Below are 18,960 nucleotides of genomic sequence, written 5' to 3' on the forward strand. Positions count from 1 at the left end.
AGCACAATATGCGAAAAACGGTCATGGTATACCTCCAAAAATGGAAAAATGTGAGCAGTAAAATTTTGAATAGGCCCCTGCCCCCCTTTTATCTGTATATCGACCAGGCAAAAGTCAAAATCAAATTGTTGGCCTTTTTTGGTTACTTGCAGCATATTAATTTCCTGACCCCAATGTCATTCACAGACTTTGCATGACTTTGCTGAACTTTTACCCCAACACCCTCTCAGTAATAATTTTAGTGCGGTCCAAGAGTTTTTGGAACAGTTTCTATTGGAAACTGTTGGGTAACGTCAAAGAAGATGCATAGATGATTTATATCCACAAGTTGTTATCTTTTAAGTGAACAATACTGGTCGGACTGCCCTTTAACCTCAATCGTTCATACCTAAAATTACAACAATCTGTGCACCAGTGTGCACACCTTATTGTACACCAAAAACTTGGTTTCAAATGATATCAAATGGTATCATAAAAAATGAAAAGCACTGATAATCATTCAATTAACAGTGCTTTGTTTCTGCCTATATGGCGGTTCGTCGGGATGACTGGAAGAAATTTGAAAATTCAACATGCTAACAATCAATATTTTACACTAGCCTAAAAAACTGATTAACCGAACTCTAAACTGTAATCAAAACAGTACATTCAGTGGCAAAACTTATGGATGCTTTGCGGGTATAAATATATGAATTTTTGGACACGATCATTTTTTCAAATACAAAATGAATGTGTGTCACCCTCCCAGAACACTGCTCAATCGGAACATTGGCAGGTACATGGAAACCAAGATGACCCCTACAAAAAAACCGATGAGGACGATGATCAAGGGTTCCATCAAGGCGGAGAGCAGCTTTGATTTTTGCTGCACCTCAAGGGCATACTGCTGGTTGAGCTTTTCGAAGATATACTCCGTTTGATTGGTCTCCTCCGCCACCTTGATGAGTGCGGTCATCTTATTGTCGAATATTTTGCCCTCTTTCATACTCGCATGTAGGCTTACCCCTTGCATGATCCTTGTTTCCATGTGATCTAAGGCATCTTGCAGTGGATAGAACCGGATCATCCGTTTGACCATCTGGATACTGTTCAAAAGAGGTACCTTGGAGGAGGTCAACAACGCCACGGCCTGTGTAAACTGTGCCAAATAGATGGACCGCACAAAATTGCCCACATAGGGAAGCTTTAAAGTAATATAATCTTTTTTCCGTTTCAAACTTTCCCTATAGAAAATGGGCTTTCGGAGCAGGGTCAAAACAATCAGTACAATTATTGCGACCCCCCCATAATCACCGATAAAATTGGACACCGCAATGATCCATCGGGTGATGGTAGGCAGTTCCACTTTGTTCTGCCTAAAAATATCCTCGAACATGGGCACCACCATCCGCAGCATAAAGATGACCACAAGGATTGCCGTACAAAGGATGATCATCGGATAGGTAAGTGCGTTGATCAGGTTCCTGCGCTGTTCATTCTTCTGTGCAAAAAAAATGGACAGTTCATGAAAAATGGCCGTCAGGTTGCCACTCTCCTCCCCTATCTGTACCGAGTAATATTCGTATTCGGTAAACTCCTTCAACGACCTCAATATCTGGGAAAAGCTTCTACCGCCATCCAGAGCCTCCAGCATTTGGGCGTAGAAGGTCCTGAGCTTTTCTTTATTTTGGTTTTCCCTTAAAATATCCAATGCTTCCCGAAGCTGGACACCAGCCTTCAAAAGAATGGACAGTTCTCCATAAAAGTCCTCCTTGCGCTTATTGTTGAAAAATGTACCGAAAAGAACAATCTCTTTCTGCAGCCATTTTTCCACACCTTGTTTGGTATCGGTCGACGAAACTTTGGTATCCAGTGATTGTTCCAATTTAAATCCCATAGCCTATTGGTTTATGTAGCTGGTCGCTGCATTGCGTTTAAAAACAAAAACCCTTTTTCCACCTTCCTCTTCTTTTCCTATATATAGATCGATGGCATCGATTTCCCCCTTTCCGACGGTTTCCCCATTGAAATAAACCTCCCACCGGGAAACCGGGGCCCAAAATGTATCTTTTTCCTTTACAACAGCTTCCGGCAATATTTGATATGAGGACTTGGTTACTTCGTTCTCTAACACCATTCTCTGTTCGGCACCATCATACCAAATCCTGTCAAATCGATTAAAATCAACCCATAGGCTCTGGCGCAGTAGGTTCAGTTCGGTATTCTTTTCATAATTTGAAGAAATACCGTGCATCTGCACTTGGACCAACCGCAGTACACTAAAGGCCATACCGACCACTAAGACCGTGATCAATAAAACCACCAGCATTTCGTTGAGTGTAAAGGCTTTGATTTTTCTTATCCGTTTATTCATTGCCAATGCTATAGGATACTTTCTTTTCACTTGTGCCATTTACTGCAGAAAACTTGACCACATCGGAAACACTGGCCACCTGTTCCACTGCTATGCTCCATGGTCCCATTTCACCATAATAGGGCAAGGACAACCTTCTATTCTCATATTGGTACTGCAGATACAACAGCTCCTGCCTGATCTCATCATCATTCTGGGCAATGGTATTGGCGAACAACGAATTCAGGGTCATGCTGGCCATCATGAACACGACCACGATCAATACCGTGGCGACCAGGGTCTCCATCAGGGTCGATGCCCTCAATTTTTTCAGTACAGCCATTTCATGATACGGTTTGCGTTGCTGTTTTCATAACAAATCCCTCCATATTCAATGGGAAACAGACTTGCATCCACTCTTCCATGGAAGAGGTGGTTGAGATAAACATTACCATTCTCCTTGGCCACAAAGGCATTGGTGGTCACACTGCCGAGCACGCTTCCTTTGAGCTCCAGATTTTGGGTGCAATGGATTTCCCCTTTTATGGTCACTTCTTCTTCAATCTTGATATATGGACTGTTCCCTTTATACTCATTTTGGTCCATGTAAATGAGCATCCCAGAAACCCAACTCCCTCGTTCCACCAGTATCCTTGTGTCTTGCTCCGTGCTCATCTTTTCACCATATGTTCGGGAACGTTGCACGGCGAGCACAGTAGGATAATCCAATGTACAGTCACGGCCCACGGTGATCCATTCACTGGCAATGGCCTGAAAGCTGCCTGCAACACCATCGGTCACCTCGATTTTAGGGGCAATTAGGACCACATCCCTTAGTTGTGCCGATTGGTGGACCCTGATCGCATCTGTGGCCCATACCAATATGTTTCCCGACAGAGAAACTTCTGCCAGGTCGATAAAATCCCCTTGGACCACTTTGGGCTCCTCCAGAAAACTATTTGCCACCACCATATTCTTCTCCAAGTCCAGCCCGTCTCCTTTGGGCAACTCCCTAGAATTGGTCAACCTATCCAGTTGCCGTTGCATTCCATCGTTCAATTTTGGAAGGGCAGCATTGCTTTGTTTTGTTCTCCCATAGACCAATTGTGACCTCGTATATCCAAATCCTTGGATATTGCCCATTTTTATGCCCCGTTGGGGCAAAAGGGCATCCCCCGTGATCTTGGCACTCCCTGCAATGACCATAGGACGTTGGTTGTCCTTCAGGTAAAGGGCATAGCGGTCGTCATCTCCATGGCCCACAAAACTTGTTTTGGTGAACTGGATCTTTCCTTTTTGGGCCGTGACGCTCCTTTTTTCCAATACGCCCCAATATTCCTTTTGAACATTGGTCTGGATTCCGAGCTCATTTGTTTTTGATGGCTCCCAAGGATGGCCACGTTCTTCATTTTGATCAAAGGATCGGTACATGGCCCTGTCCACTGCTTGGATAAGATCTACCGTAATGTCCGTTTTCTTGTCAAAAAGGGCGTGGGTGTGGGAAAGTAGGACAAAGGCCAATAAAAGCACGGCAATGATGGCGCCTATAAAAAGTACGAACTGTAATGCCCCTGCCTTTATTTTCTTGGACCATATCATTGCGAACGTGCTATGGTTTCCGTGATCCCGTTGTACCGTACCCTGATGCTCTTTTCATTTCCCGATAAAAGGGAAACATCGTTGATCTTTTGGTTTTTGGACATGATGTGCTGCTGCCCATCGATGGATACAAAAAACATCACGTTGTCCGACTGCGAGACCAGCCCGGAATAGACAATATTTTTCTTGGGCACTGCCTTTTTGGGAGCTGGTCTGGGTGGGGTTTTTCTTTGTGCGGCGGGAAGGGTACCCAAAAAGGGGTCTCGATAATCCGACAGTAATGCAAAAGTATCCCTCTTCCCTACAGGTTCGGCAAAAAGGGTTGTTGGGGAAAAAGCAGCAACGGGTTCCGGCTGAGGTGACAGGGCCTTGACCACCTTAAAGCCGATAATTCCCCATACAATCAGTACGAGGCCCAAAAGTGCGTATGTCTTTACATTCTTGCTCAATTATTCAATGGTAAAGGAAAAGGTGTTGCTGGCATCACTTTCATTGCCCGCCGCATCGTAGGCACGCACGAACCAAAAATATTCCCCTGCGGCCACCGTGCCCGAGTAGGTCTTGTTGGCCCCCAGTGCCTTGGTGGCCAAATTTTCCAGATTCTCGTCCGAAAAAATGAATATGCTGTCCCTTTCCGCTGTCCCGGGGACATCGGTCCGACTCCATGAAAAATTCACTGTGGTATTGGCCTGTGATGTTCCATTGGCCGGAGCGATCAATTGCGGGGTGTTCGGGGGGACCAGGTCCAGGTCATCATCGCCGTTGACCTGAAAGGCACTGCTGGAATATCCTGTTTCAAAATCGCTGTTGAAAGCCTTTACCCGCCACTCGTAGTTGCCGTTGAAAAGGCTCATTTCCATACGCTTGGTCACATACCCAAGGGTGTCCAACTCCACAATACTGTCCAATACCAATTGTGCCGCATTCTCAAAATTGGGGGTGGCCACCTGCACGGCATAGCCCGTGGCCTCTTCCACGGTCTCCCAGTTAAAGTTCACGGTGTTGGTCTCCAGTACACTTCCGCTAGTCGGTGCCAAAAGGGTCACCTGTTGCTCTGAAATATCGGGTACCTCCAGAATATCCTCACAGGCAACCATCACCATCAATATGAGGGATGAGATCCATATCTTGGTTGTTTTCATGGCTTTAAATAATCAGGGGTTTTGTCCAGCTTTCTAGGGTCTTTTTCGGTCTCTCCCGGGCAGGTGCCACCATCCATCAGGATATGGGCAATTCTGGATCGGCCTCTTTGGTCCTTTTTCCAACAGAATCCTGCAGTCTCAAAGTCAAAAACCTGCAAGGTGGTCAAGTCTAGGGTCTGGGCCTTGGGACCGTTTCCCAATAGGAGCTCCAAAGTACCATGGGCATTTTCTGCCAAATACAAGGGCTTTCCGGAACTGAGTTTTTCGGCTGTCCCCTCATCAGTCATAAATGAAATCTGCGATATGAGTGCCAAGTCGGTGTCCTCGCTTAGGTATTCCAGCAAGTCTTTATTATTGGATTGGTTCAATTGGGCGGTCAAGCCGACCACATCACTGATTTTGGCCTCGAAATAGTATTGTTCTTTAGTGTTCGTGGTATCTTTCTCCGCGGGCATGGGTTCCAATCCTTGGTTTTCCCGATATTTTGCATAGTGGTTCCACTTTTTTTTGGAAAATGGGACAAATCGGACGGCCACTTCAACAGGGGTTCCCAAAACAGGTGCCCCGATTTTCTGCACGTCTTTTTTGAACAGCCCTGCATTGTGTTTTCCAATGGAACCTAAGCTTGGGATTCCCTGTTCCGGTTGCTGGAATTGCCGTAATGGGCCACAGGCCGTAAACAACAATACCATCAGCATTAATGGGATAGTAGGCTTCATGTATAAGATTCTGGTAAAGAAAAAACGTAATTATTGCAAAAGTGTTGTGTGGAAGCTCTAAAACTTATTGTTTCACCGTTTTAATGAAAAATGACCGGTCTGGACCATGCCATTTTCATCCTCATAGCGGAACCAATAATCGGCCGAGGGCATCAACTTTCCCAAAAATGTGCCGTCCCAACCCTGTGCCGTCGTGGACAGTTGGCGCAGTAGCTTTCCGTACCGATCGTAGATATAAAGCAGGGAATTGGGAGACGACTCCCCTCCTATAATGTTCCAATGGTCATTGACCCCATCGCCGTTCGGGGTAAAGAACTTTTGGTAGCCTATGGCCACAATTTCATTGGTCAATGTCCTGCAACCGTATGGGTCCCTCACATAAAGTGTGTATCGTCCTGGGAACACTTGAAATTGGTTGGCTGTTTGGTAGTTGTATCCGTCAATGGAGTATTCAAATTCCCCAATTCCCACTGCCTCAATGTTCAATGTGATCTGGTCTGAAAACCCATCCATGTTCACCGTAAAACTATCGGGTGCTCCGGAGGAAACCACTTCAAAAGCCAATGTATTCGAACAAGTGATCCCATTTTTGGTTTCGGTCACCGTCAATTCATAGGTCCCAAGCTCAGTGACCTCCAAAAATTGCTGGTTACCGATGACGTTCCCTTCCTCCGTACCCCATGAATAGGTCTCAAAAACCCCTCCATCCACAACTAGATCGGGACTGTCCGGACAAATTACATAGATTTCCTCCAAGTCAGGTCTGGGCAACTCATTTATGATGATATTGAAACTTGTGACATCGTAACAATCCATAAGTTGGCTGTGCTGTACCCTGGCATAAACAGTCTCTTGCAGTGTGCCATTGGCATATGCCTCTTTGGATAACGGATTGATGGAATTAAGCGCATCCTCTTCGGAAGCATAATAATCCACTTGATAGATGAGGGGATCTTGGCCATTGAGGACCTCACCGTCCTTGGTGGATAAAACAAATGCATAGCTACCTGTTTCCGCATCGTCACAGGCCACGATATCGGCCGGTCGGTATGCCGTTGGGACATCGAACACCTTTAATTGAAAGCTTCCTACCGAAAAACAATTGGAATTGTTGCTGTTGCTTGTCCGAAAATAAACGGTTTGGGGATTGGCAGTGTTCTGGTAATTGCCAAGAATCGGATCCTGGGCCAACTGTGCATCCTCCTCAGTGGTGTAAAAGGCTACAGCAACTGCACTCGCACCTCCAGAAATCTCACCTGCTTTTTCTTCAAGGTCAAACCAATAGCGGCCATCGTTATCATCATCGCAGACCCACCAATTGGAGACTTCTGGGACCACAGGGGTATCAAAAATGTTCAGTTGGTACGAAGTCGTGGCGTAACAGGAAACATCCAGCGCATTGGACACGCGTACGAAAATGGTTTGTTGGTACGTACTGCTTGTATAGTCAGTCGGCAACGGATTGCTATTGCTGTCCGCATCGGCTTGTGATGCATGATAGGTAATGGTCACCCCACTGGCACTCTGTGCCCCTAAAACTTCCGGTTCCACTTCGGTCAGGTCAAATTCGGCCACCCCATCATTGTCAGGGTCACAAATTTCCAAGTCGGAGGGCGGGTTGGCCACCACTTGGTCAATGACTCCTATGGCAAAATCGCCTGTTTCATAACAATTGGTATGGATTGTATTCTCTATTCGGTAAAATATGGTCTCGCTCGGAACGGAAACGCTATAATCCATATTGATCGAATTCGTCCCATTGTCCGCATCCGTTTGTGAGCGGTAGTAGGAAACATTGAAAACACTTTCATCCTGAGCGTTTAAAATTTCGCTGTCCTTTATGCCCAAATCAAAAAGGTAGGTCCCGTCCCCATCATCATCGCAGACAATCCAATCTGTCGGGACAAACAACTGGGGAGCTTGTTTTACCGTCACATCAAACCCTGTGGTATCGTAGCAACTTGGATTTTGAGTATTTGAAATCCGTGCGAAAATTGTTGTGGTACCTTCATTAAAAACCGTAACGGGATCAAGTGAATCTATATTGCCATCGGCATCTTGCTGAGTGGCAAAATAGCGTATGGAAAATTCAGAAGGGGATTGGGTTCCCAACACCTGGGCATCCAATGTTGTCAAATCCAAATCGAAAGTTGATCCTGCTTGGCAACGTTCAATATCGGAAACTGTATTCGCCACTGGGACTTCGGATATACTGATGATCTTAGTCTCTGTTTCGGTTCCCAGAGCTGTTGTCACCGCGCAAGTTATCGTATAAGTCCCGGGTGCAGCATAGGAATGGGTCGGGCTTACATCCGTAGAAGTATCGCCATCCCCAAAATTCCATAAAATGGAAGTAATGGGTTGGGACGAACTGATGTGGAATTCCGTGGTGTCCCCCAAACAAAGCTTGTCGGCCACTATTCCACTGATCAAGAAATAGGACTGTATAAATTGTGGAAGTCCTGAAACACTAATACCTGTACCTAGGTCTATGGCCGCATATTCATAATTGCAGGCTGCGCCCACTTCATCCGGGTCATGGACAACACTCAATGTGTTTCTGTAGCGATTGGTTATATAAATTTTTCCATCGATACCAACTTGCAAGGCATGTTCGCCAAAGTTGTTTTGGTTGATTGCAATTTCACTCCCTGGTATATCCGAAGCACTTAGATCATATTGATAGATAGGTCCATCAAGATCTGACATGTAGAGTACCTGACTTGATGGAGAAAATTCGACCCCATAGTTTGCACTATGCCTTGATAAAACCAAGGCGTTGCTGAGCCTTCCTGTTGAGGTGTCAAAATCCAGTAGTTCCAAAGCCCTAAATCTATGGCATATGGCCACTTTTTTTCCATTGGGAGATACTTTCAAATATCCTATTCCCTCAGTACCATTGGTTGAGTAAGTCATAAACAAACCTGCAGTACTGACCACCGGGGTGGTATTTACCCCAGCTGGTGTGACCAAGAATACCTTAAAATCCGCATTGAACCAATCGTGTGTCAACACCCAAACATCCCTACCATTGGCATGTTTCACAGCCGTCAATTTTTCCATGGAAGGGGTATATAAAGGAACGTTCTTTACAACTATATCCCCAAGACCGCCATCTAACCCCATATTGACCTCAGAAAAGTTGATTCCATGGGGACCCCGTTCTTCGTCCACAGTAAAAACATAATAGACATTCGAATCTTCTGGTTTGGGAACTATGATGGCAGATTGGCTGGAACTGGTATCGCCCAGTAGGCCTGAACCATTGGGCATGATTTGATGGTCTCGGTTCCAAATATTGCTGCCATCCGTATAAAACAAAAGTTTGCCCGAAGAATCTGAAATCGTGGCACATCCTTCTTTGGTTTCCATTTGTCCATCAGGGAGGGCTACCGGGGTTCCACTGCGAAAATCCAACCCAGCCTTATTACCAAAATACCATACAGATGCTTCCAACTGCGCTAGCGACAGGAAGGGAAAACAAAAGAAGACAAGAAAAAAGAAAAATGGTGGTCGTAGGTTCAAGTACTGGTGGTTTGTGTTTAGTTTACCATTAAAAATAGGATTTTTCTTTCATGTACTCAAAAGATTTCTATGTAATGTATTATGTGCAAGACCAATTTGAATCATTAATCCTTGGGACAGCAGTTAAATTTCTAAAAAAACCTATCACCTATTAACCCAAAGAAGCAAACGTTTCCAACTTAAAACATTGAAAGGGTTGAAAGTGCCAAAAACAAAACAGCAACCCAATAAGAGCTGCTGTTGATTATTATGTTAAGTTAAAAATCTATTTAGTTACAGTTTAAACCGAACTGCCATTGTGAAACATTCTATTAATATTGTTCCAATTCATTATTCAAATCTCTTATGAATTCATCTAGATTTACAACAAAGCCAGATTTCCCATCAACTGGAAAAATATTCAACAAGTAGTTATTATTCTCAATTAAAGGGATTAACGTATCTTCAAAATCGTCTAAGGTAACTTTAAATGGATTGTACTTTTCCCAATTGCCAAATAGATTACTTTTAATAAAATCTTCCGCAGTCCAAAATGACATAAGTGTATCATCTTCTATTTCAGATAAAGCTATCTCACCATTTTTGTCGACAATGGTCCAGAATTCCTCAAAATCAGCAATCTTTTTTAAAAAGTACTTATATCTCGCAAAAGACTCTAAATTTGATACTGTTTCAATTTCTTTTATGTTTAATTTCATAACTTTTTCCAACTATTTGAATTCATTACAAAAGTATTGCGGTATTATAAATTTTATTTGGGCTGGTTTGCATCATTAGTATTATTGCCATTTTCTTTCCTCTTTTTAGAATCTAGCCAGATTTCTGATAACCCAGGAGATGGATTTAATAAATCATCTACAGCATTACCAAGAGCATTATTTCCAAATATTTTCTTGCCAAAATTATCTATTGTTTCAATAGTTCCTAACGAAAACTGAAATACACCATCAATAGTTTCATTACCAGTACCTTCAGCCGCAACGGATGATATGGATTCTCCAAGAGACATTCCTTCACTAACAGTATCTGCATTTTTACTTCCAGTATTAGTATTGTCCGAATTTACTTCTAAACTTATTCCCGTAGATTCGGAAAAAGCTACAATTGCTTCTGCAATAGGTCTTTCTTTATTCTTTTTGCCATTATCATCAAATTTGTGTTGAATATCATGTAGCATTTTGTCATTTAATTTAGAATGCTCATAACTATAACCTTTAGCTGCTTCTCTGCCTCTTTCATGGGCCAACACTTTTCCCTTGGGGTTCCTAATTGATGTCCTTTTCCCTCTTTTTATTTGATTAATTTCCTGTCTTATCCATCCTTTGTCAGCTTTGCTAACATTATTATCACTTAACAGAGATCTTAATCTTGCCTGACTACCGCATCTTCCTTGTCTTTTCAGGCTTTTTGTTGCTTTTAATATGCCTTTTCCAGGACCGATTGGCATCATACCGTCAGGATCCTCAAAATACACCGGATTATCAAACGCATAATTGTACGGACTATGCCTCCTCATTACCTCGGCCAACGGATCAATATTCATCCACCTGCCCAATGCAGGGTCGTAGTTCCTTGCACCAAAGTCGTAGGTCTCCAATCCCAGTTCTTCCGATAGCTCCTTGCCACCAAACTTCAACTTCTGCGCCACATCGTTTCCAAGTGCTGAGGTGCCCTCATTATAGCCTTTATGCTTAAGGCCGAATGGGTAATAGTTGTTCTCCTCGATGATTTCCGTGGTCATGGGGTCGGCCGTGACATCAATGTCCCCGTCCCCATTGCCATCCGAATAGCTCAAGCGTACATTCCCCAAATGGTCCTTGTACTGGTACACATAATCATACCCTCCCATACCGTCCGGGGTCACATACCCTTCGGGAGTGGAGAAAAACTGTAGAGTCTGTGTTGTGGCGTTGCCCAAGTATATAAAGTTGCCCGCATAGACTGTCACAGAACTTCCCACAGACACCTCTTTTTCCAACTTGGTGCCCGCAGCATCGTAAACATACGAAATAGTTCCCGAACCTGTTGCAATGCTTGTAGGAAGATTCAGATGGTTATAGGCAATGGAGGTGATTCCTTTGTTATCATCTTTTGTCATATTGCCGTTTTGGTCATACCCTATGCAAAAAAGCATTTATCGACACCATTTTTTGGAACATCGGGCCGCCAAAAATGTAAAAGAACGTGGCATAAAGATAACCCTATTCCTGTTGTTGACGAACAGAGTGAACAGGGTTTTTGATAGCAAAAACATAGCTTGCTAAATGTGTTCATGGGATGGGTTCCCATTTCTGATTGCGGTGGTTCGACCGATTTTTACTATCATTGCAACCCATTTGTTTACAGCATATTATACCATAAAAATTTCACGCGTCGAGTTAGTCCCCGTTATACCTATCGGGGACTTTGTCGGTCTTTCAGACCCCTCATTATGGCCTCGGCCACCTTTGTAATGGGCAGTACGGCCAGCACTTTCTTCAAGAAGTTCCCGAACATGTCCAACCGCCATTTGGGCAATTGGGTCAGGTACACCACCAGCACCAGCGACCATATCAAGATGTATAAAACGTTGTTATCCATAAGCGATGTTTTAAAGATTCGCCCCCTTAAGCGATAAAACTTTTCAATCGGGCGGGTTTAAGCTATGTCTTTTAGTTCCACTTTAAAAGGACATTGCCTAGTAACACCCCTGCACACCCATGTTTATTGGGATTTCGCTAATCAACAAAGAGTTCTTGGATTCAGTTGTAACATGAAGGTTTTATTTCAAAAACATAAAAGTATTGTTTAAGGCACCTACATTACCAATGCCAGATTCCTTTCTATTTTTTTATGGCTACTTTGCCTTTATTAATTTTAAAACCAGAGTCATGGCAAAAAAAATTCACAACAATTTCAACGCTTTTGAACAAGATTTTAAGCGTGATACGGGACTTGATAAAAAAACCAATATTGAGGCTTACATCAACTATGTAAATGCACGCCTTAATGATCAAAACATGCAATTGAACCACTTCATTTATGGCGAGCTTATCAATTTACCGAAGGCAATCGCCCACTATATACACATGAAGTGATCTAACGCCCCCTCGACAGGCTCGGGGTTGTTGCATTTTAAAGACCGACAGGGCTCCGCCCGCCATCCACTTCCCCTGTCGTTCTTTAAAACGTTATCGAGCTTCTGGACGTTTTTAAAGTTGATGGACTGCAAGGGGTCGAGCGGTGGCGTCCGTCAGCTTTAAAAATGGTAGCCAAGCGGCGATTGAGCGTCATGCGAGAACGGGGTGTTTGTCATGACACGCACACATCTTGATATTGGTATTATTTCGGGTTTTGGAAGTGGAGGGAGCGGCTATTTTACATAGCGTTATTATGCGCCATTTTTGGAGGCATAATGCAACGTTATGTAAACATAGCTTGGGCGGTGTGGTGGCAAGTGGAAGGCCCTTAGTTTATCGGATGGAAGTTCTCCACGATGTCGTGCAGGTTTTCCAAGTCGTCCTGGACATATTTTTCTGTGCTGCTAATGTATCGGTGCCCCGCCATGTACTGGACCTTTCTAAGGCTGTGGTTCTTTAGCCAGTTGATGATGATGCTTGTCCGCAGTGAGGAACATCCCTTTACTTTTTGGTTGTTCCCTTTCATGGCCTTCAATATCCTACTGGTTATGCTGTGCATCTGGTCAATGCTGCCAAAGAACAGTTTCTCCGGATTGCCTCCCCTGTCCCTTTCCGATAGATAGGGACGGGCCTCCTGCATGTACTGCAACAGCTCCATCATTTGGCAGGGCTGTAGGTTCAAGGTACGTGCATTGCTCCTTCGGGTACTGGGAACATCCACTTTGCCCTTTTTCAACTGTAAGTGCTCTTCCTGCATATGGTGCAGTTCCATGACAGTGACACCTTGGAAGACCATTAGCCCGACCACGGTTTTGTCCCTCAATTTGCTTGCCCTAAAAAAAGTATCATGGTGCTCCGTTCCATAACTGTAGTACAGGTCTTCCAGTTCCTCTTCGTCCAATACATCACCGATGGCCTTGGTACGGGTTCCCCTTATGGACATATCGGTGGCGGGGTTCTCCATGGCCCTGTTTTCCTCTATCAGATGATCGTGGTAGAGTTTTACCGCCCGCAGCTCGTTGTTGATGGATTGCCTTTCGTAGCCCTTTTCCGTTTGTAGGTATTTGGTGTACTGCAACATTTGCGGATAGGTCATCCCGTTTTCTTTGATGCCCTGCTTTTTTAGCCAGTCCCCTAAACGTCCGATTCGTAACAGATGTACCCTGATGGTGCTTTCACTGTATCGGTTCTGCAATAAATATTCTCTAAAGTCCATATCATCTTAATTATCTCTTGGCATTGCCAAGTGGGTATATACTTGGGTGGATTCCAATGAGGTATGCCCTAGGAAGCGGCTGACCGTTTCGATGGCCACCCCGTTCTCCAATAAATGGGTGGCAATACTGTGCCTCATTTTATGGGGCGTGATACGCCGCTCCATCAGTTCGGGGTTCCCCGTGGCCCTTATGATGGCACGCAACCGTAGCTTAAAGCTCTGCCCTCCCATCCGTCCGCCCTGTTGGTTAACAAAGAGGGCATCCGTTTCGTTGGCCTTGTAGAAGACCGGGCGACCGTCATAGATATATTCCTCGAGGATTTCCATGTTGTGGTCGTTGAGCGGTACATGGCGTTCCTTTCCGTTCTTCGTCCATCGTGCCAGTATACGATTGCGTCCAAAGAGCACATCGCCAAGGTTCAAGTGCACGGCTTCATTTCTTCTAAGCCCACAACTGTACAGCACCACCAACATGGCCCTGTCACGCAGGCATACGTGGGGCATCACATAGCTGTGTTCGGCAGCGGCGAACATTTCCTTTATCTCTTCTTGGCTCACGATGTCGGTCGCATCCAGTTTGTCCGTCTTTTCGGAACGCAGGTGGATGGACAGCGGTCTGGCATTGTGTCTTTTCAGGTATTCGTTAAAACGTTTCAGGGCACTGATATGGTTGTTCAGGCTATGATTGCCCAGTGCCCCGCCATAGCTTTGGTTGGGACGTTGGCGCAGATAGACATAGTATTCGGTGATGTCCTGTTGCATTACCGTGTTCAGGTCGGTATGTCCGTTCTGTTCCAACCAGTGGAAGAACTCCCGTAGGTAAAGGGGCGAGTATTTTGTACAGCTCTTGCTATATCCGAGGATGCCCAGCCATTCCTTGAAGGAGAGCAGCAATGCTTTATAGGTACGATTGTGCAACGGTAATTTTTGCATGGGTATGTGTTTTTGGAGTTTTAGTGGAACAGATGGTTCAACTGGCTCTATTTCTGTGTTTTACCTGTTCCATTTTGGCAGTGGAACGCCTTGGAACGGTGGAACGGGCAGGGTCGCCGTTGACGGTTATCTTATCAAGGCAGGTCTTTAGGGCTTGGGATATGGTTTCCTCCAATGCCCTGTATTCGTCGGGGTCGGCCACTTCGTAGCTCACAAGGCCCTCCCCCTTCTTTTTTACTTTCTTGATATAACCGTTCTCCAACAGTTGTTGATGGTAACGCCATTGGGTCGTTTTCTTCACTTTCAGTTTCCGTCGCATTTCAAGGGCGGTGAAGCGGTCACCTTGTTTTTTGAGTTCCTCCAAGTAGTTCCTACAGGCCCCTGTGATGATGTCGGATTTTCGCAGCAGCACATCCATGATAAGTTCGTTGGCCTCCCTGATGTCCTCAATCGTAGTCTCAATATACATTTCCCCTGTTTGGGAATCGACCTTCGATTCCCGTTGGCATTGCTTGTAAAAGGTAATCGCCTCTATAAATTGTAAGTAGTGGCTGTTCGTCCGTCGTGGCTTGAACACCGATCCCGGTAGTTCCAAAAATTCCGCATAGGGGTTTATCACTTTGATGGGCCTCAATACCCGTTGCACGTTGCACAACAGTTCGGCAGCCTCTAGTTGTCCCTGTTCATCGATTTTGCCCGCACTTGCCAACCGCTGGTAGTCCATGATACGCTTGTCCTGCTCGGCGGATTCGTCAATGTACAAAAGGAAGCTTCGGTTGCTGTTGTCCTCGTAAACGGACTCTTGGGTGGTACAGCCCGCAACGCTCACCGGACCTTCTACCGTTAGGTGTATGGTCTTGGTGGTTCCTTTGGCATCCTTGTGGACGACCGTTTTCGTGATGCGCTTTTTGGATTGGAGTTCCCTGAGCGGATAGAGTACGGATTCCGCCCCGTCCAAGTCCTCGATGAGTATCAACTTATGTTGCAGTTCCGTTCTGTTGAAGTAATAAAAGGCATTGGCACTTAAAACGGTAATCTCCACTTTGTCCTCCTGTGGTATGAGTTCGGCCACCTTGGATTGTAGGTGGGTCTTTCCCGCCCCGCTGCTCCCTAGGCTGATGCAGTGCAACGGGTTGTTGGTCTTTCTGCTCGTGAATATCAGGTACATCAGCAATCGGTTGGTATGCTCCCCGATGACACCCGATTTTCCGATGAGTTCATTGGTGAGTTGTAACAGGTTCTTTTTCTTTAGGAAGGTTTCAGCCTCTTTGGTTTCCCTTGCGTTCAACTCCTTGGAGGGTGAGGCGACTTGCTGTTGCTCCAACAACAGGAAGCGGTGGTTTTCCAGTTCCTTGGTCAGTTCCTGCAAGGTGCGCCTTACGATGGTCGTACCAATCTCCAACCTTTCGGCCACCTTCCTCACCAACCTTTCGGTCTGGTTGTCGTTGTACAGGTCTATCGAGTGGCGCAGGATGTTGTGGGACTTTGGCTTCTGAACGCTTAGCGTCACTCGTAAGGTTTCGAGTTTGGTGGCCTTCATGCCCCCGAGGATATGGATTTCTAGGTGCTCTGTGGTGTATTCGTAATTGTTCGGGTCGGTGGTGTTCAGCATCGCAAAAATATTTTGATAGTACTTTTCAGTATCAAAAGTAACTAATCAATTCTAAATTGACAACACTTATACTATTTGATAAATACTTTTAGGTTCTGTACATTTGTTGAACACTAGGTTTATCCGTAACAAACAGTACTTATGAGTTTTGGCAAACGCCTATCGGAAGTAAGGAAGTCCAAGGGACTGTCGCAGGAAGAAGTCGCCAAGCACCTTGGCACCAAGGCACCCGTCATCGGCCGTTATGAACGTGATGAGATGAAGCCTTCGATAGAGACTGCCACTAAATTAGCAGACCTTTTAGAAGTCTCCCTCGATTATTTGGTGGGCAAGACCGATGTGGAACTGGACACCAAGACCTTGCAGCGCATCCTTGAAGTGCAGGAACTTCCACAAGAGGTTAGGGAGAAACTCTTCTACTTTATCGACATGTCCATTCGTGATTTTAAGGCAAAAAAAGCGTATGCTTAATCCATACAATGAGTTCAGATTTAAAAAACAAAAAACTAATAACTTATCGTGGTATATTGAGTTTTGAGATTCCAAAAAATTGGATTGAAGAATACGACGATAACGATGGTGGAACTTTCTACAAAAACTCCCCAAAGTCCGGCACATTAAGAGTAAAAATCATTTCAATTAAAGTTCCTGAGAGTTCCAATATCGTAAATACCGCTGATGTATTAAACGATTTGACCCTTAACAAAGGGTCAAAAACCATGGTGCTACCCAATAAAAACGCCTACAAAATGTTCTATGAAGAGGCAACGGATGATGGGTTAGATATAACCATCTATTATTGGTCTTTAGTCCAGTCTATCCAATTCAATAAAACCAGATTGGTCAACTTCTCCTATACCGTGCTTTCCGAAGAATTGGATTCGGAATGCGTAAGACAAGAGATAGATTTTATCACCTATCAAGTGGAAAATGCAATATTCGAACCGCTTTAGGCACTTATGTCATGAGTTTCTTCCAAGCGTGCGTCTTCCGTTAAACGGGTTCCCTCTTTTGCCATGATTAAGGCATCGGCACCAATGTAAAAACTCTCCACTTTTTTATTGTTAGCCTTTAAAAACTCATTAAGCTTTTTAAAGAAAAGATTAGTGAACGAAGTGTTGTTTTTAGTAGTTATTTTGCTCGCAATTATTGCATTCTCTGTTTTGTTATAACCTCCCAGACTGATAATCAAACTATCTGCATTCTTCATCTGGTCGATAGCATATTTGATGCCCCCCTTTTTTTGAGGAACTTCTCGAACATGTAACTCATCGTTTTGTTTTAAAATCAAATATTTCTCGTTAAAGTTCCAGTCTTTGTGATCCACAATCCCTAACTCTAATTTATCCGTTAAGGAATTTTTAGTTTTTGGGTGTTCATCTAATAAACCTGCCCTGATATATTTTATTTCAAAAGAAGACTCAATGAAATCTAATAGTTTCATCAAGCCTTCTTTTGTTTCCAACAAAAATATTTCCTTTCCCATTATTGGCTTTTCGGTATAATCAATAAGTGATCATATGGTCTTTGAGCTCTTATTCTTTCGGCATTCTCAGCCTCACGCTTTGTCATAGCTCCGCTTACTTTTGTATCTACGGTGTTAACTCTCAATGTTCGCCCATCCTTTGTTGCTGTAATATCAGGATAAGAACCTCCTGTGCTTCCGCCATCTAAAGGCTTTAGATATTCCTCCTTCGTTCTTCCCCCACCACCTGTAATTTCATATCCTCTTGATTCAAGTTCGTCAGCTATTGCACTATTTTGGGCTCTCGTCGTGGCATTCCCTAATCGACCCCTCATTTTTTTTGTGCTGGCATTTACAACATCATCAGCAGTGTTTTTGACCACGTCATCAGCAGCCCCACTTCCTTTAGGTCCCGGCTGGAACAAGAGTATAGCGTTCATTATCACTTGACCTTCGGCCCTGTCATCTCCGTCTATTGCCTTTGATATGGTCTCGCCCCCGGCTAAATTATAAACTACATCGCCAAAATAGTTCCCCGTCTTGTTCTTGGTCGGAGTGTTGGCCGTAAAAGTGTTGTCCAAATGGGTGTTGGTGTTCCCTCCCCGTGGTTGACCCAAAAGACCGTGCCAAACATTGTCCATGAACCATTCCGCCAACTCTAATCCCTCCAGTTCAACCCCCATGCCAAGCTTGTTCTCTTGGAAGGCATAGGTGGAGTTGTACATATAGTCCTCCGCCAATGGATCCACCTGCCAGAACCTGCCAATGGCCGGGTCTCCGATACGGTATCTCCATTCATGGGTGTTCAGCCCAAGGTCATCGGTGAACTCCTGTCCCTGATAGGTCTTCAAATTGTTTTCCACACCATACGAGGCCGAGTTGTACCCCTTGTGCTCCAATCCAAAGGGGTAGTAGTTCTGCTCCCTCCGTATCTCGGAAGCACCATCAATGGAACCGTTGCCATTGTCATCGGCATAGGTGACACGGGTATTGCCCCAGATGTCAACGTAACGGTACACATAGTCATAGCCGCCCTGTCCATCGGGTTCGATGTAGCCCCCGGGATGGGTTATCTGTTTCAGGTTACCGTTCTCATAAACGTAATTACCAACATAATCAGTGGTGGTACCGTTGCTGTTGACCTTTCTGAGCTTTACACCGGTGGCATCGTAAACATAGTCAAGCACTCCCGCATTGCCGCCACTACTCACCGTGATCTTGACTGGCATGTTCAGGTGGTTGTACTCGATACCGCCTGCTGCTATCCCCCGATTCAGGTCGGAAGTCATGTTGCCGTT

The 18,960-nt window shown here is 44.7% G+C and carries 19 protein-coding genes; 3 read left to right on the top strand and 16 right to left on the bottom strand.

Annotated features, from left to right (window positions below):
- Positions 1 to 736: 736 nt before the first annotated feature.
- The 11 genes from D2V93_RS02165 to D2V93_RS02215 form a co-directional block, all read right to left on the bottom strand.
- Positions 737 to 1,876: a type II secretion system F family protein gene (locus tag D2V93_RS02165; RefSeq protein WP_119618188.1), complete on the bottom strand. Its 1,140-nt coding sequence runs from the start codon at positions 1,874 to 1,876 to the stop codon at positions 737 to 739.
- Between the two features lie 3 nt (positions 1,877 to 1,879).
- Positions 1,880 to 2,353: a hypothetical protein gene (locus D2V93_RS02170; RefSeq protein WP_119618189.1), complete on the bottom strand. Its 474-nt coding sequence runs from the start codon at positions 2,351 to 2,353 to the stop codon at positions 1,880 to 1,882.
- Positions 2,346 to 2,675: a hypothetical protein gene (locus tag D2V93_RS02175; protein WP_119618190.1), complete on the bottom strand. Its 330-nt coding sequence runs from the start codon at positions 2,673 to 2,675 to the stop codon at positions 2,346 to 2,348. Before D2V93_RS02175 ends, D2V93_RS02170 begins: the two co-directional genes overlap by 8 nt.
- Positions 2,663 to 3,931: a hypothetical protein gene (locus D2V93_RS02180; protein ID WP_119618191.1), complete on the bottom strand. Its 1,269-nt coding sequence runs from the start codon at positions 3,929 to 3,931 to the stop codon at positions 2,663 to 2,665. The genes D2V93_RS02175 and D2V93_RS02180 overlap by 13 nt, the downstream gene beginning before the upstream one ends.
- A complete protein-coding gene (locus tag D2V93_RS02185) occupies positions 3,928 to 4,380 on the bottom strand; it encodes a hypothetical protein (protein WP_119618192.1) in 453 nt (150 codons plus the stop codon). The genes D2V93_RS02180 and D2V93_RS02185 overlap by 4 nt, the downstream gene beginning before the upstream one ends.
- Positions 4,381 to 5,073, bottom strand: coding sequence for a hypothetical protein (locus tag D2V93_RS02190; RefSeq protein ID WP_119618193.1), 693 nt, complete (start codon positions 5,071 to 5,073; stop codon positions 4,381 to 4,383).
- The gene (locus tag D2V93_RS02195) at positions 5,070 to 5,792 is read right to left on the bottom strand and encodes a hypothetical protein (protein ID WP_119618194.1); all 723 of its coding nucleotides are present in this window, start codon (positions 5,790 to 5,792) and stop codon (positions 5,070 to 5,072) included. Before D2V93_RS02195 ends, D2V93_RS02190 begins: the two co-directional genes overlap by 4 nt.
- A gap of 72 nt (positions 5,793 to 5,864) precedes the next feature.
- Positions 5,865 to 9,164, bottom strand: a complete 3,300-nt coding sequence (locus D2V93_RS18935; protein WP_147377342.1) for a T9SS type B sorting domain-containing protein — start codon at positions 9,162 to 9,164, stop codon at positions 5,865 to 5,867.
- 464 nt (positions 9,165 to 9,628) lie between these two features.
- Positions 9,629 to 10,015, bottom strand: coding sequence for a DUF2750 domain-containing protein (locus D2V93_RS02205; protein ID WP_119618196.1), 387 nt, complete (start codon positions 10,013 to 10,015; stop codon positions 9,629 to 9,631).
- 53 nt (positions 10,016 to 10,068) lie between these two features.
- Positions 10,069 to 11,415 (bottom strand): RHS repeat-associated core domain-containing protein, encoded by a 1,347-nt coding sequence (locus D2V93_RS02210; RefSeq protein WP_245978060.1) that lies wholly within the window; start codon positions 11,413 to 11,415, stop codon positions 10,069 to 10,071.
- A gap of 296 nt (positions 11,416 to 11,711) precedes the next feature.
- Entirely contained in the window at positions 11,712 to 11,897 is a 186-nt protein-coding gene (locus D2V93_RS02215) for a hypothetical protein (protein WP_119618198.1), read from the bottom strand.
- Between the two features lie 290 nt (positions 11,898 to 12,187).
- Between D2V93_RS02215 and D2V93_RS02220 the strand changes: the two genes are divergently transcribed.
- Complete coding sequence (locus tag D2V93_RS02220) at positions 12,188 to 12,394, top strand: hypothetical protein (protein WP_147377343.1); 207 nt, start codon at positions 12,188 to 12,190, stop codon at positions 12,392 to 12,394.
- Between the two features lie 370 nt (positions 12,395 to 12,764).
- On the opposite strand, the gene D2V93_RS02225 is transcribed toward D2V93_RS02220, so the two are convergent.
- Genes D2V93_RS02225 through D2V93_RS02235 form a run of 3 tightly spaced genes read right to left on the bottom strand, consistent with a single transcriptional unit; the run spans position 12,765 to position 16,197 of the window.
- On the bottom strand, positions 12,765 to 13,652 hold the full coding sequence (locus D2V93_RS02225) for a tyrosine-type recombinase/integrase (RefSeq protein WP_119618200.1): 888 nt from the start codon (positions 13,650 to 13,652) through the stop codon (positions 12,765 to 12,767).
- A 6-nt stretch (positions 13,653 to 13,658) separates the two neighbouring features.
- A complete protein-coding gene (locus D2V93_RS02230; RefSeq protein ID WP_119618201.1) occupies positions 13,659 to 14,585 on the bottom strand; it encodes a tyrosine-type recombinase/integrase in 927 nt (308 codons plus the stop codon).
- Between the two features lie 37 nt (positions 14,586 to 14,622).
- Positions 14,623 to 16,197 (bottom strand): hypothetical protein, encoded by a 1,575-nt coding sequence (locus D2V93_RS02235; RefSeq protein WP_119618202.1) that lies wholly within the window; start codon positions 16,195 to 16,197, stop codon positions 14,623 to 14,625.
- A 141-nt stretch (positions 16,198 to 16,338) separates the two neighbouring features.
- Here D2V93_RS02235 and D2V93_RS02240 point away from each other — a divergent pair, with 141 nt between their 5' ends.
- Together D2V93_RS02240 and D2V93_RS02245 are read left to right on the top strand one after the other, a co-directional pair.
- Positions 16,339 to 16,668, top strand: coding sequence for a helix-turn-helix domain-containing protein (locus tag D2V93_RS02240; protein ID WP_119618203.1), 330 nt, complete (start codon positions 16,339 to 16,341; stop codon positions 16,666 to 16,668).
- Positions 16,669 to 16,676: 8 nt separating this feature from the next.
- Positions 16,677 to 17,150, top strand: a complete 474-nt coding sequence (locus D2V93_RS02245) for a hypothetical protein (RefSeq protein WP_119618204.1) — start codon at positions 16,677 to 16,679, stop codon at positions 17,148 to 17,150.
- On the opposite strand, the gene D2V93_RS02250 is transcribed toward D2V93_RS02245, so the two are convergent.
- On the bottom strand, positions 17,147 to 17,683 hold the full coding sequence (locus tag D2V93_RS02250; RefSeq protein ID WP_119618205.1) for a hypothetical protein: 537 nt from the start codon (positions 17,681 to 17,683) through the stop codon (positions 17,147 to 17,149). The two genes, D2V93_RS02245 and D2V93_RS02250, sit on opposite strands and share 4 nt — an antisense overlap.
- On the bottom strand, positions 17,683 to 18,960 hold a 1,278-nt coding region (locus D2V93_RS18585), incomplete at its 5' end, for an RHS repeat-associated core domain-containing protein (RefSeq protein WP_470299661.1). The genes D2V93_RS02250 and D2V93_RS18585, both read right to left, overlap by 1 nt.

This window comes from Flagellimonas taeanensis, assembly GCF_003584105.1.
Taxonomy (GTDB): Bacteria; Bacteroidota; Bacteroidia; order Flavobacteriales; family Flavobacteriaceae; genus Flagellimonas; species Flagellimonas taeanensis.